Below are 12,633 nucleotides of genomic sequence, written 5' to 3'. Positions count from 1 at the left end.
AGCTCTCGCGGTCCACGGAATCCGCTGGTTGGGGAGGGCCCTCCGGAGAGAAAAAATTCTCTCCTACTGGCCAATCCAGAAGGTCACCGGATAGTCTCGACGCAATGTCCAACTGTCCCCGTTGTGGTTTCGAGCTGCCGGCGCCGATGCCGGAATGTCCCCGGTGCGGGGTGATCTTCGCCCGCATGCGGAGCGCCGACGCCTCTCGCCCCCCGGCCAATAGGAAAGACAATACGAATGCCAGTCCGAATGCCAGTCCGAATGCCAGTCCGGATCCCGGCCCGGAGACCAGGCCCGAGATCCATCCGGAGCTGCCCCCGGCGGCGTCCCGGGTCTCGAAGCGCTACGCCCTCTCCCCCCGCTCCCTGGCCATCGGCTTCGGCGTAGCCCTGCTCTTCGTCGCGATCGGGCCGCTGCGCTTCGTCTTCTCGTATTTACTGGTATTGATCCACGAGCTCGGCCACACCGCCACCGCCTGGATCTTCGGCGTCCCCACCATCCCCGCTCTGGACTTCCGCTACGGCGGCGGCGTCTCCATCCACGGCGAGCGCCATCCGGCGGTGGTGCTCGGTGTCGGGATGCTGCTGGCCTGGGGGCTGCGAACGGTCTGGCCCTGGCCGCGCTGGCGGCTGCTGGCCCTGGGACTGACCGGTGTGTGGCTCGGCGCCCTGCTGACGGGCCTCGACGAGGCGATCATCACCGCCATGGGCCACGGCCTGGAGCTGGTGGTGGGCGGCCTCTTCCTCTATCAGGCCCTCACCGGCCGCGGCCTGCGCTCCATCCTGGAGCGCCCGGTCTACGCCTTCGCCGGGTGGTTCGTGGTGCTCTACAATCTGCGCTTCGCGTGGCAGCTGGCCTTCGACCCGATCCACCAGGAGGTCTACGGCCAGGCCAAAGGCGGCGGCCATTGGATGGACTTCAGCCGCCTGAGCCGCGACGTCCTGGACACCGGTCTCGGCACCGTCGCCACCCTCTTCCTCCTCGCCACCGCCCTCACCCCCGCCCTAGCCTGGCTCGCCAGCCGCAACCGCGACCGGCTGCTGGAGTGGTTGTCGAAGGGCGGGCCGGAGGAATGAGCCTTGCGCAGAATCTGGATGCTTGCATTCTGCTGGCATCAGCAGTAAATTGACTTTATGAGCGTTCAGATCACCATCCGCAACGTTGCCGACGAAGTACGGGACGAGCTGGCCGCTCGCGCGGCCCGCTCCGGGCAGTCGATGCAGGAGTATCTGCGAACAGAGCTCGAGCGCCTGGCTAGCCGCCCTAGCGTCGATCAATGGCTTAGCCGTGTGAAGCAGCGCAAGGAGCTGGCACCGAAGACTCTCGATTCCCGCTCGATCCTTGCCCATCGGGATGCGGACCGAACCTGAGAGCGACGGCTACGTCGTCGACGCCTCGGTCCTGGTTTCCGTACTGCTGGACTCAGGAGCAGAAGGGCAGTGGAGCGAAGAGGTTGTCGCCGCCAAATTCCTCGCCGCCCCCCAGCTAGCTGTAGTCGAAACTCTCAACATCCTGAGGCGCCTGGAAGCCGCTCACCAGATCCAGCCGCTGGAAGCAGCATCCGCGCAGTGCGAGCTTCAGGACCTCACCATCGAGCTGCTTCCCATTCGACCCTTCGAGAACCGCATCTGGGAGCTCCGGCACAACCTTACCTGCTACGACGCTTGGTACGTCGCCGCCGCCGAAGTGCTCCAACTAACCTTTGCCACCCTCGACCGCCGGCTGGCCAGTGCCAGCGGGCCCCGGTGCTCGTTTCATCTTCCGGACGAGGCTTGAAAACCGGTTGCCGGGGACTCTTCCCGAGACTACAGCTCGTCCTCTTCGTCCTCAGCCCCGACCAGTGCAGCCGTAGCCGACCGCCGGTGGAGGCATCGGTCTGCCGGACCGAAGCGAGGGATGGGTTATAGTCCAAGGAATGCGCAAGCTCGCGACCAGGATCTTCGTCGTGCTCATCATCTGCGGGATCACCCCAGGTCTGGCGGAGACGGCGGAGAATTTGTGGCACGTGGTCTCCGCCGGGCATCTGGCTCACGCCGCCGAGGCGGGAGCGGATCATGCCCCGGACGGTGACGAGCACGGCTGCTCCGGCACCTTCCATTTGTGCTCCTGCCACGTCACCGTCGCCTCCCAGGCGGCGGTGCGGCAGCCGCGGGTGGGGCAGCTCCTCCCCGCTGGCGAATTTCGCACTCACGGTCTCGAGCTGACCCCCGACCCCCATCTCTCCCGGGTCTTCCACCCACCGCGGAGCTGATCTCTCCACAGCCCGCGTTCCGTCCCCGGCCCCGCCGACTGCGCCCCTATCTCAGGATCCCGCTGGTCCGCCGGCCGGAGTTTCTTAGACCCGCATTGCCCCGGACGGCCCGTCCGAATCCAACCCTCCCGTGCGATTCCAGCACGCTGGAGCCGGCACTCTGGATCCGGACGGCGCTGATCCGTGGGCTGGAGAGCTCATTCCATGGAGAGATTGCAGTTACCGCGCCCCGTTCTCGGGATTTTCCTTCCCCTCGTCCTGGGCCCCATCGTGTGCCTCGCTCTGGCAGGTTGCGGCCCGGAGAAGACCCATCCGGAGTCCCATCCTGAGCATTCCCAGGCTTCCTCCGGGGAGGCCCCCCTAGACCACGAAGAGCACGAAGAAGGCGTCCTCACCCTGTCGGCGGAGAAGCTCGCCGCCGTCGATCTGGTAGCCGCCACGGCGCAGCTGCGCCCCCTCAACCCGCAGCTCGAGACCACCGGTGAGGTGGACTATGAGCAGGACCGGCTGGCCCACGTCAGCCCCCGCATCCCCGGCCGGGTGGCGCGGGTGAACGCCCGCTTAGGCGAGCGGGTCCGAGCTGGTCAGGCGCTGGCGGTGATCGACTCCATCGAGCTGGGGGAGGCCAAGGTGCGCTATCTGGCGGCGCGCAGCCGCACGGATCTGGCGCAGGAGAACTTCGACCGGGAGGAGGCTCTCTACGGGGACGGCATCACCTCCCAGCGGGACCTCCTGGAGCATAAGACAGAGCTCGTGCAGGCCCGGGCGACGAGCCAGGGAGCCCGGGAGACCCTGCGTCTCTACGGCCTGACGGAGGAGCAGATCGCCGCCCTGGAAGCCGGTGACTCCGGCGCCGCCCTGCTGTCGGTGCGGGCGCCCATCGGCGGCCGGGTGGTGAAGAAACACGTCACCGTCGGCGAGCTGGTGATGCCGGAGAAGAACCTCTTCACCATCGCGGACCTGAGCCGAGTGTGGGTGTGGATCGACGTCTTCGAACGGGATATGGCGCTGGTTCACGAAGGTGACGCCGTGGAGGTGCGGGTCGACGCCTTCCCGGACCGCGATTTTCACGGCGAGGTGGTGTACATCGGCGCCGAGGTGGCGCCGGATACCCGCACCGTCCGCGCCCGCATCGACGTCCCCAACCCGGAGCGTCTGCTGCGCCCGGGAATGTTCGCCGCGGTCCGGCTCACGGATCCCCATGGCGGCTCCCTCCAAACACCGGCTCCGGAGGCGCTGGTGGTCCCGGCGGCGGCGGTGGTGCGGGACGGCGAGCGAACGCTGGTATTCAGTCCCCTGGGCGACACCACGAGCGGCTCCCGGGGCGATGCGCGGAAGGTCTCCCGCTTCCGGGCTCTGCCGGTGCAAACAGGCCGGCGGCAGGGTGAGTGGGTGGAAGTGCTGGCGGGCCTCGAGGCCGGCGACGCGGTGATCACCGAAGGCACCTTCGTGCTCAAATCCGAGCTCGCCCGGGAAGACCTGGGCGGCGGCCACAGCCACTGAGAGGGGGAGCCATGATTCGACGCATCATCGACTTCTCCCTCGATCACCGTCTGCTGGTCATCGCCCTCTGGTTGCTCGTCGCCGGCATCGGCGCCCGCGCCCTGCTGCAACTCCCCATCGACGCGGTGCCGGACGTCACCAACGTGCAGGTGCAAGTGCTCACCAACAGCCCCGGGCTGGCCCCGGAGGAGGTGGAGCGCTTCATCACCTTCCCGGTGGAGACCTCCATGTCCGGACTGCCGCGCATCGGCGAGATCCGCTCGGTGTCCAAATTCGGACTGTCCGTGGTCACCGTGGTCTTCGACGAGGGCACGGACATCTACTGGGCCCGCCAGCTGGTCGCCGAACGCCTCACGGAGGCCCGGGAAACCATCCCCGAAGGCTACGGTGAGCCCACCATGGGCCCCATCTCCACCGGTCTCGGGGAGATCTACCAATTCGAGGTACGGGCGGAGAATCCTTGTGCCGAAGGGGCTCCCGACACCGATGACTGCTACACCCCCATGGAGCTCCGGACCCTCCTCGACTGGACCGTCAACTACCAGCTGCGCTCGGTGCCGGGGATCGTCGAGGTCAACTCCTTCGGCGGTCTGCTCAAGACCTTCCAGGTAAGCCTCGACCCCGAGCGCATGACCGCCTACGGGCTGTCCGTGGGAGACGTTCTCGACGCCGTCCGCGCCAGCAACCGCGCCGTCGGCGGCGGCTACATCGCCCACCAGGGGGAGCAGTATCTGGTGCGCGGTGAGGGCCTGGTGGAGGGCTTGGAGGACATCCGCCGCATCGTCCTGGCCCACGACGAGGCGGGAACGGCGGTGACCGTCGACGACATCGCCACCGTCGAGCTGGCACCGATGATCCGCCAGGGAGCGGTGACCCGAGACGGCGAGGGGGAAGCGGTGGTAGGTATCGTCATGATGCTCATGGGAGAAAACTCCCGGGTGGTGGTGGACCGGGTGAAGGAGAAGATGGAGCAGATCTCCACCACCCTTCCCGAGGGCGTCTTCATCGATCCCTTCTACGACCGCACGGAGCTGATTCGGCGCACCATCCACACCGTGGCCAAGAACCTCGCCGAGGGCGGGCTGCTGGTGGTGCTGGCGCTGCTGCTCCTGCTGGGCAGCCTGCGGGGCGGGCTCATCGTCGCCTCCGCCATTCCCCTCTCCATGCTCACCGCCTTCATCGCCATGGAGCGGCTGGGCATCTCGGGGAATCTGATGAGCCTGGGGGCCATCGACTTCGGGCTCATCGTTGACGGCTCGGTGGTGATGATCGAGAACATCGTCCGCCGCCTCCACCACCGCCGCGACGACCTGGCCACGCCGCATCTGGAGAAGGTCCGTGGCGCGGCCCACCAGGTGGCCCGGCCGGTGGTCTTCGCCGTCGGCATCATCATCATCGTCTATCTGCCCATCCTCGCCCTGCGGGGGGTGGAAGGGAAGATGTTCCGGCCCATGGCGCTCACCGTGGTCTTCGCCCTCGCCGCTTCGCTGCTGCTGGCCCTGACCCTGATGCCGGTGCTGGCGAGCCTCTTCCTGCGCCGGGTGTCGGAGCGCGAGCCTCTGCTCTTCCGCTGGGCGCGGCGCCTCTACGTGCCGCTGCTGGACCGCTCCCTGGGACACCGCCGGGTGACCGTCGGGGCGGCGCTGGCGATCTTCGTCGCCAGCCTGCTGCTCACCCCCTTCCTCGGCGCCGAATTCATCCCGCGACTGGACGAGGGAGCCATCGCCATGCAGATCTGGAGGCTGCCCTCCATCTCCCTGGAGGAGTCGAACCGCATCTCCAGCCAGGCGGAACGGGTACTGCTGGAAGAATTCGCCGAGGAGATCGACACCGTGGTCTCCCGCACCGGCCGGGCGGAGATCGCCACCGATCCCATGGGGGTGGAGATCAGCGACACCTACTTGATGCTCCATCCCCTGGACCGCTGGCGCTACGACTCCAAGGAAGCGTTGGTGGAAGCCGTCGAGGAGACCATGAACCGGCGCATCCCCGGAGCTATCTTCAGCTTTTCTCAACCCATCGAGCTGCGGGTGGCGGAGCTGCTCTCGGGAGTGCGCTCGGACGTCGCGGTGCAGATCTACGGCGACGATCTCGAGGAGCTCAAGACCGCGGCGGACGAGGTCGTTGGAGTGCTCCAGGGCATCCCCGGCGCCTCCGACGTCAAGGCCGAGCAGACCACCGGCCTGCCCATGCTGCGGGTGCGCATCGACCGGCCAGCGGCGGCGCGCCTCGGGGTCCACGCCGAGGACATCCTGGAAGTGGTGGAGGCGGTGGGCGGCGCTCCCGCGGGTCTGGTGCTGGAGGGCCAGCGGCGGTTCCGTCTGCAGGCCCGCTTCGCCGCCCCGGTGCGGGAGGATCTGGAGCGCATCCGCGACCTGCGGGTGGCGGCGCCGCCGGCGACTCCCGGGGGACCGCGGCGGCTGGTGCCCCTGGAGGAGGTCGCCGAGGTGACCATCGAGGAAGGGCCGGCGCAGATCAGCCGCGAGCGCATCAGCCGGCGCATCAGCGTCGAGGCCAACGTCCGCGGGCGAGATCTCGGCTCCTTCATCACCGAAGCCCGGCGGGCGGTGGCGGCGGAGGTGGAGCTGCCCACGGGCTGGAGTCTCGAGTGGGGCGGCCAGTTCGAGAACCTGCAATCCGCCTCCCGCCGGCTGATGCTGCTGGTGCCCCTGGCGCTGGCGCTGATCTTCCTCCTCCTCTACTCCACCTTCCGTTCAGGACGGCTGGCGGCGCTGATCTACCTCAACGTGCCCCTGGCCATCACCGGCGGCATCGTCGCCCTGGCGCTGCGCGGCTACCCCTTCTCCATCTCCGCCGGCGTCGGCTTCATCGCCCTCTTCGGCATCGCGGTGCTCAACGGCGTGGTGCTGGTCTCCTATATCGTCGAGCGCAGCGAAGGGAAGGGGTCCCCTCGGGAGGCGGCCCAGGAAGCAGCACGAGAAGGCGCGCTGGTACGCCTGCGCCCGGTGCTGATGACCGCCCTGGTGGCCTCCTTGGGCTTCGTCCCCATGGCTCTGGCCACCAGCGCCGGAGCCGAGGTGCAGCGTCCCCTGGCGACGGTGGTCATCGGCGGCCTGGTCACCTCCACCCTGCTCACCCTCCTGGTGCTGCCGACGGTCTATGCTTGGATCGCTCCGGCGGCACCGCCGGAAGCAGACGGGCCGCAGGAGCCAGCCCCGAAAGCGAGGCGAGAACCATGAGCCACGGTCATCATCACGGACATTCTCACGGCCACAGCCACGGCCACGGAGCCGGGGCCGGCGACGATCGGGGCGGCAATCTGCGCCGTCTGGCCTTCACCCTCGGCCTGGTGCTGTTGTACATGGTGGCGGAGGTGGTGGGAGGGCTGCTCACCGGCTCCCTGGCGCTGCTGGCGGACGCCGGCCACATGCTCTCCGACGCTGCTTCTCTGGGCCTTGCCGTCTTCGCCCTGTGGATCGCCCGCCGCCCCAGCTCGCCCAACCGCACCTTCGGCTACCACCGCACGGAGATCCTCGCCGCCCTGGCCAACGGCATCACCCTGGTGGCGGTGGCGGTGTTCATCGTGGTGGAAGCGGTGGAGCGCTTTCAGAGCCCGCAGCCCGTCGACGGCCAAACCATGCTGTGGATCGCCGTCGGCGGCCTGGTGGTCAACCTCGCCGGCTTGAAGATTCTCCACGGCGGTCAGGGGGAGTCCCTCAACCTGCGAGGCGCCTGGCTGCACGTGCTGGCGGACACCCTGGGCAGCGTCCAGGCCATCGTCGCCGGCGCCCTGATCTGGGCCTACGGCTGGAACCTCGCCGATCCCATCGCCTCGGTCCTCATCGCGGTACTGGTGGTGTGGTCCTCCTGGACCCTGCTGCGGGATTCGGTCAACGTGCTGATGGAGGCCACCCCCCGCCACCTCGACGCCGAGGAGGTGCAGGCGACCCTGGCAGCGGTGGACGGGGTGGTGAGCGTCCACGACCTGCACATCTGGACCATCACCTCGGGCTTCGAGTCCCTGTCGGTGCACGCCTGCATCGAGGACCGCGACCGCGGCGAGATCCTGGACGAGATCCGCGCCATCGCCCGCAATCGCTTCGGCATCGAGCACAGTACGGTGCAGATCGAGGAAGGAGACCCCTGCGACCAGGCCGACTGCGGATGAACCGTGGAGGACGACCGCGGGGGTCGAGAGTCAGGGACCGGTGGAGGACCAGGCCGTGCTGTCCCCGGACTCGAAATTGTCCGAAAAGATCCACTTCCCCGGCGCTTCGGCGTTGGCTTCGTAGGCGCCGCTGTAGCAGAAGAGACCCAGCCGTTCGGCGCCCCGCTGGTCGGTATCCGCGCAGGAGCTGGAGGAGACCAGCAAGAGCGTGTTCTCGCCGTCGGTGGTCAGGGGATGGCTGGGAGTGGGACCTCCGTAGCCGGCTAGGGTGGCGAAGAGATCGAGGGTGGTCGAGACGTCCCCGGGGTGGGTGAGGTTGCAGCCGGTATCCGGCGCACCGCCCACCGGCCGATCGACGTTGAAGCCTTCGGAGGTGAGGGTTCCGGGACGATCGCAGGAGCCTTGGATGACCGAGGCGAAGAGGTCGAGGTCGGAGTCGAATGCCAGATCCACCGAGGAGGTCACCAGCGGCTCCCGAGACTTCAGACTGACGAATTCGAAGCCGATGGCGGAATTTTGTGCCGCCAGCTCCGTGCCACGGTCGAAGGTGGCCACCGACTGGTTCTGACTGAGGGTGGAGTTGCGCAACAACAGCGAGCTGTTCTGCAAGAAGATGCCGCCGCCGTAGGCATCATTGACTCCGGCCTGGCCCACGGTGTTGCGCACAAAGGCGGACTCGTGAATGGAAAACGAACCGCTGCCCAGGTAGAGCCCGCCGCCGCGCATCGAGGTGTCGGCACTGGCGGCGGTGTTGTGCTCGAAGGACGAGCGCTGGATCACCACCGTGGTCGCGCCGCCGAAAAACCCACCGCCGCCGCCGGTGAGGCCGGCCTGTCCGTTGCGCGCCGTGATCCGGTCGAGAACCACGGTGGAATCGGCGCTTTGGATGAAGAACCCAGCCCCCTGCCCCGCCGTCTGGCATCCGTCGAAGGTGACGTCGGTGAGGTCCAGAGAGCCCGGCGTGGTGGGGGCCGCCCAATATAGACAGCCGCCGAAGTCCGCCGCACTGCCGCCCCGAAAGTGGACGTCGGTGAGCTCCAGGGAGTCGGCGCGAAAGAAGTACAGCGAGCCTCCCAACTCCAGGCCGCCGCTGTTCACCGCCGTCCCGCCGTCGAAGGTCATATGCCCGACGAGGTGAACGGCTCCCGCAGATGAGTGAACCTCGAGAATGCGGTCGGTGGCCAGCTGGCGGATCACCGGCCGGGTGTCTGGGCTGGCAGAGAGCATCAGATCCTGAGCCTCGACAATGTCCAAATCCCCGGTCAGCCCCAAGTCCTCCTCCGCCCCGGGAAGGCTGAGCTGGTGAATACCATCCGCCAAAACCACGGTGGACGCGACTCCGTCAGAATTCGCCCGAATCAAGGCTCCCCGCAGCGAACAATCTTCCGGCACCCCATCCAGACAGTCGCTGGCCGTGCCGTCGTCGTCGAGACGATCCACCTGGTAGGCCCCCCCAGGATGGAGACACCGCCATCGAGGGCTGGAAGAGGCTCCGCTTGCACCGCCGCGGGAAGCCAAGCTGCCAGCGCCATGAAGACCCACACCGATAGAAGAGAGCGCTCGGGCTTCGACGCAAAGCGGATGCTATGGACCATTGGGGCCTCCTCAGGCTGTGAGTTCTTGGGCTGAGCTGGCTAGGTTCGGCTTCTTGAGATCAGCTTCTGGGGTTGGGCTGCTAGGGATGGGCTGCTGACGTCCAGCCCCGAGCCCATCCCGGAAAGCCGTGCCTCACCGCACAATCAATAGCATAATGCGCACAAGGCTAATTGAAAACCGGCACTCATCTCATCTGCCCGCGCAGCAGGCAAGTACGGAGGAAGCTCGCAGACCTCCTCGGGGCCCTACCCGAGGGCTTCTTCTTCTGTCTCGGGCGTGCTGTCGCTAGGGGTGAGAAGAGATCAGGGGCTGGACAAGACCCCGTTCACAGCCTTGCTTCACCTGTCTCCAGTCCGCACCTATCCCCAGTCCGGCGCCCTAGCCACGGTCCGGCTCCTGGTAGGAGGACCAATATTCGTCTAGAGCCTCCTGGGCGGGATTGTCGGCGAGGGACTTGTCAGCAGAGCTACAGCCAGCGTATTCGCTCGCCAGATATTGCAGCAGCCGCACCGTCGCCCGCTGCTGGGCCGGGTCGAGGCGGTGGGCGATCTCCTGGGGGGCTGAGCGCAACTCGCGGACCAACTTGTCGTCCACGGCCCCGGGGTCCTCCACATCTACCGAGAGCAGCGCCAAAGCGGGCAGGTAGTAAGCGAGGCCGCCCGGGGAGAGGAAGCTCATGGTGTCCCGCAGGGTGACGCCGTCCGCCTCCTCCAGCACGTCGCTCCAGGAACGTCCCTGGAAGAAGTCCCACGCCTCCTCGAGCTCCGCTCCGCGGCTTCCTGGCTGGCGCTCCAACAGGCCATCGTCCCCGGGGTAGGGGCGGCCCGAGAAGGCGGCCCTCATGGTTCTCCGCAGATTCGCGACGGTTGGAGACTCCGTTGAGAGTCCGGTAGCGGGAGCCCTCGGGCTCCCGTTCAACCGTGTACCTTCCCCCGCCGACGCAGACCCTTCGGGCGCTCTTTCCATATCGGACTTCCCTCCTGGGGCCTGCCTCCTCAGCCCGCAGCTCGGGCTAATTCCAACTCCCCCATCGCCCAGGCCCCGCCGGGGTCAAACCCCGAACTGATGACGTAGTAGGAGCTGCTCCAAGAGCTCAAGAACTTAAATTGACACTTAGGAATCTCTCACCGAGCCTCCCGCACTGTCAAGGTCTCGCAAGCTCTGTTTGACTGCGCGGGAGGGGAAATCACCTCCCTGTCATACCGTGAGGGAGCGTGATCGCGGAGGCTCGGCGAGGTGGGACTGCAGCGGGAGAGCCGGCTTGCCCCCGAGGCAGCCAGGGAGAGGAGAAGATCGGGAAAGGGCCGGAGAACCCGACCCTTGAGGATTGAGATCAGGAAAGACGAGGACTCAACCGCTCCATCGGATCCGCCATCCGGCGGCGATGGAAAAGTCCGGAGAGGCATCGCTGAGCCCCGCGCCGACGGTCAGGCTGAGGCTACGGGCAGCCGCCTTCGTCCCGGCACCGAGGCTGCGATTGAGGGTCAGGCTCGCCTGCAGGGGAGCTTCGGCGCCGTCGATGATCTCGGTGGCGCCAAAGATCGAGGCGAGAGCGGAGTAGCGGCCTTCTGCCCAGCTGCGGCCGAGGCCCAGGCTGTAGCTGAGGCCGTCCTCGAGCTCCAGGTCCGGCAGATCGCCGTAGACCCAATAGCCCAGATCCGCCAACAGCAGGCTACGGCCCAACCGGTTGGCCAGGGTGAGACCGGCGCCATAATCCCATTCGCCGGTCCCGAAGCCGCTGTCCTCGTCGGCCAAGGGGGGCTTGACCGCACCGTAGACTCCGAACCGCGGGCCGGCGGAATCCCCCGCCCTCCGCCAGTCGAGGCGTAGGAGCGGATCTCCGACGCCGGTTTGGTCGAAGTCCAGAGTGTCCGGATCGGGAACCTCCACCACCCCCCGACCACCGCGACCCGAGCCCATGGACGAGCCGCTGCCGGTACCGTCGGTGCCGGAGGAATCGCCATCCTGACCCAGTCGGCGGCCGGAAGGCACGGGAGTCCCGCCGGCGTAGGTGATGTAGGGCGAGTCCTGATCGATGAGCGGCAGGCTCGCCGACAGGGTCCAGGCCCCGGTTTCGTAGGTCAGGCCACTGTAGAGCAGCAGGCTCCGAGTGGTCTCACTGAGGGAGTAGTCGCCGGAAGCGAGCTGCAGCGAGCCGCTGTAGCTCCAATCTCCCGACTGGCCCAAGGCCGGGCCGGCCACAGCCAAGGCCGCTGTGGCCAGCACTATCCAAGCTCGTAGATGAGGTCTCATGGCGGGGCTCCCGAAGAATCACGAGCCGGCGTCCGGCTTGTGCAACCGATCGCGCATGCGGTCCATGGTCTGCAGAGCGTCCTCCAGCGGACCGGTCATGTCTTCGATGTGCTCGCGCAGGCGATCCATGTCTCGCTGCATGTCCCGGTCGCGAGCGAAGTCCGGATCCTGCAAATTCTGGTGGATGCGGTCCATGGCCCGGGTCATGTCCCCGGCCAGAGTCGCCACCGAGTCGCAGAGTTGCATCATCTGCCGATCCCGGTCCCCCATGCCGGCCATCTGGCCACCCATGGCTTGTCCACCCATAGACTGGCCGCCGGCGGCGGGTTTCCCCGTCCCGGCCATCTGTTCCATCATCCGATTTGCTCGCTGCTCCAGGCGCTGCACGCGCTCCAAAGCCTGAGTCATGCGCTCCATCTGGCGCTGATTCATATGCTGAGCCGCCTGCTGTTGAGCCGCCTGCTGTTGAGCTGCCTGCTGCTGGTTCATCTGTTGCTGAGCCCCCTGGGGATCAGCACCGCCCCGGGCAGCTCCACCTTGGGCCGCCACGGTTCCGACAACCAAGAGCAGAGAAAGAACGGAGACCACTAGGAAAATCTTCACTCGGGGAATCATCTCTGGCTCCTTTCCTCGGAAGCTGGAGGAGCGCCACTGTGACGCCACCAACCACTTCCTACCTATTCATTAGAGACAAAGAGCGGGCTGAGAGTTTCACCGAGCCCGAGCCCGAGCTCGGGAGCCAGCAGGCTTCCGCATCGAGTCCGTCGGCACCCCTCCAAGGGTCGCCGGAGAGACGGCTCGCGGCCCGCCGGGGGCCTTTCGTCGGCCTCGAACGGGCTGCTGAAGACAGAATCCTGGGCGTTTCGGCGGTCTCTGCTGCTAAACTCGCGCGACGCCGACC

The 12,633-nt window shown here is 67.1% G+C and carries 11 protein-coding genes; 7 read left to right on the top strand and 4 right to left on the bottom strand.

What is annotated here, in order from left to right; genetic code table 11:
- The first annotated feature begins 104 nt into the window (after positions 1-104).
- The 7 genes from SX243_08610 to SX243_08580 all read left to right on the top strand — a co-directional run bounded on the left by SX243_08610 (position 105) and on the right by SX243_08580 (position 7,883).
- Positions 105-1,076 carry a hypothetical protein gene (locus SX243_08610; protein ID MDY7093018.1) on the top strand — a complete coding sequence of 324 codons (972 nt, stop codon included), beginning with the start codon at positions 105-107 and terminating at the stop codon, positions 1,074-1,076.
- Positions 1,077-1,133: 57 nt separating this feature from the next.
- A complete protein-coding gene (locus tag SX243_08605) occupies positions 1,134-1,370 on the top strand; it encodes a hypothetical protein (GenBank protein MDY7093017.1) in 237 nt (78 codons plus the stop codon).
- Positions 1,354-1,776, top strand: coding sequence for a type II toxin-antitoxin system VapC family toxin (locus SX243_08600; protein ID MDY7093016.1), 423 nt, complete (start codon positions 1,354-1,356; stop codon positions 1,774-1,776). Before SX243_08605 ends, SX243_08600 begins: the two co-directional genes overlap by 17 nt.
- A 169-nt stretch (positions 1,777-1,945) precedes the next feature.
- The gene (locus SX243_08595) at positions 1,946-2,251 is read left to right on the top strand and encodes a hypothetical protein (GenBank protein ID MDY7093015.1); all 306 of its coding nucleotides are present in this window, start codon (positions 1,946-1,948) and stop codon (positions 2,249-2,251) included.
- 204 nt (positions 2,252-2,455) lie between these two features.
- Positions 2,456-3,754, top strand: coding sequence for an efflux RND transporter periplasmic adaptor subunit (locus tag SX243_08590; GenBank protein MDY7093014.1), 1,299 nt, complete (start codon positions 2,456-2,458; stop codon positions 3,752-3,754).
- An 11-nt stretch (positions 3,755-3,765) separates the two neighbouring features.
- Complete coding sequence (locus SX243_08585) at positions 3,766-6,954, top strand: CusA/CzcA family heavy metal efflux RND transporter (GenBank protein ID MDY7093013.1); 3,189 nt, start codon at positions 3,766-3,768, stop codon at positions 6,952-6,954.
- On the top strand, positions 6,951-7,883 hold the full coding sequence (locus SX243_08580) for a cation diffusion facilitator family transporter (protein MDY7093012.1): 933 nt from the start codon (positions 6,951-6,953) through the stop codon (positions 7,881-7,883). The genes SX243_08585 and SX243_08580 overlap by 4 nt, the downstream gene beginning before the upstream one ends.
- Positions 7,884-7,913: 30 nt before the next feature.
- Here the strand turns inward: SX243_08580 and SX243_08575 are convergent, their stop codons facing one another.
- The 4 genes from SX243_08575 to SX243_08560 form a co-directional block, all read right to left on the bottom strand.
- Positions 7,914-9,323 (bottom strand): right-handed parallel beta-helix repeat-containing protein, encoded by a 1,410-nt coding sequence (locus SX243_08575; GenBank protein ID MDY7093011.1) that lies wholly within the window; start codon positions 9,321-9,323, stop codon positions 7,914-7,916.
- Between the two features lie 534 nt (positions 9,324-9,857).
- Positions 9,858-10,322, bottom strand: a complete 465-nt coding sequence (locus tag SX243_08570) for a DUF6714 family protein (GenBank protein ID MDY7093010.1) — start codon at positions 10,320-10,322, stop codon at positions 9,858-9,860.
- A 507-nt stretch (positions 10,323-10,829) separates the two neighbouring features.
- Positions 10,830-11,732: a hypothetical protein gene (locus SX243_08565; GenBank protein MDY7093009.1), complete on the bottom strand. Its 903-nt coding sequence runs from the start codon at positions 11,730-11,732 to the stop codon at positions 10,830-10,832.
- A gap of 18 nt (positions 11,733-11,750) precedes the next feature.
- Positions 11,751-12,347, bottom strand: coding sequence for a hypothetical protein (locus tag SX243_08560; protein ID MDY7093008.1), 597 nt, complete (start codon positions 12,345-12,347; stop codon positions 11,751-11,753).
- Between the last annotated feature and the right edge of the window lie 286 nt (positions 12,348-12,633).

The organism is Acidobacteriota bacterium, assembly GCA_034211275.1.
Lineage (GTDB): Bacteria > Acidobacteriota > Thermoanaerobaculia > Multivoradales > JAHZIX01 > JAGQSE01.
The sequence above is the reverse complement of the archived record's forward strand: the minus strand, read 5'-3'. Positions and strand labels throughout refer to the sequence as shown.

Excerpts from the sequence above, each read along its gene's own strand:
- SX243_08585 (MDY7093013.1), top strand. The coding sequence starts at position 3,766 with ATGATTCGACGCATCATCGACTTCTCCCTCGATCACCGTCTGCTGGTC.
- SX243_08560 (MDY7093008.1), bottom strand. The coding sequence starts at position 12,347 with ATGATTCCCCGAGTGAAGATTTTCCTAGTGGTCTCCGTTCTTTCTCTG.
- SX243_08600 (MDY7093016.1), top strand. The coding sequence starts at position 1,354 with ATGCGGACCGAACCTGAGAGCGACGGCTACGTCGTCGACGCCTCGGTC.
- SX243_08605 (MDY7093017.1), top strand. The coding sequence starts at position 1,134 with ATGAGCGTTCAGATCACCATCCGCAACGTTGCCGACGAAGTACGGGAC.
- SX243_08565 (MDY7093009.1), bottom strand. The coding sequence starts at position 11,732 with ATGAGACCTCATCTACGAGCTTGGATAGTGCTGGCCACAGCGGCCTTG.
- SX243_08580 (MDY7093012.1), top strand. The coding sequence starts at position 6,951 with ATGAGCCACGGTCATCATCACGGACATTCTCACGGCCACAGCCACGGC.
- SX243_08610 (MDY7093018.1), top strand. The coding sequence starts at position 105 with ATGTCCAACTGTCCCCGTTGTGGTTTCGAGCTGCCGGCGCCGATGCCG.
- SX243_08590 (MDY7093014.1), top strand. The coding sequence starts at position 2,456 with ATGGAGAGATTGCAGTTACCGCGCCCCGTTCTCGGGATTTTCCTTCCC.
- SX243_08570 (MDY7093010.1), bottom strand. The coding sequence starts at position 10,322 with ATGAGGGCCGCCTTCTCGGGCCGCCCCTACCCCGGGGACGATGGCCTG.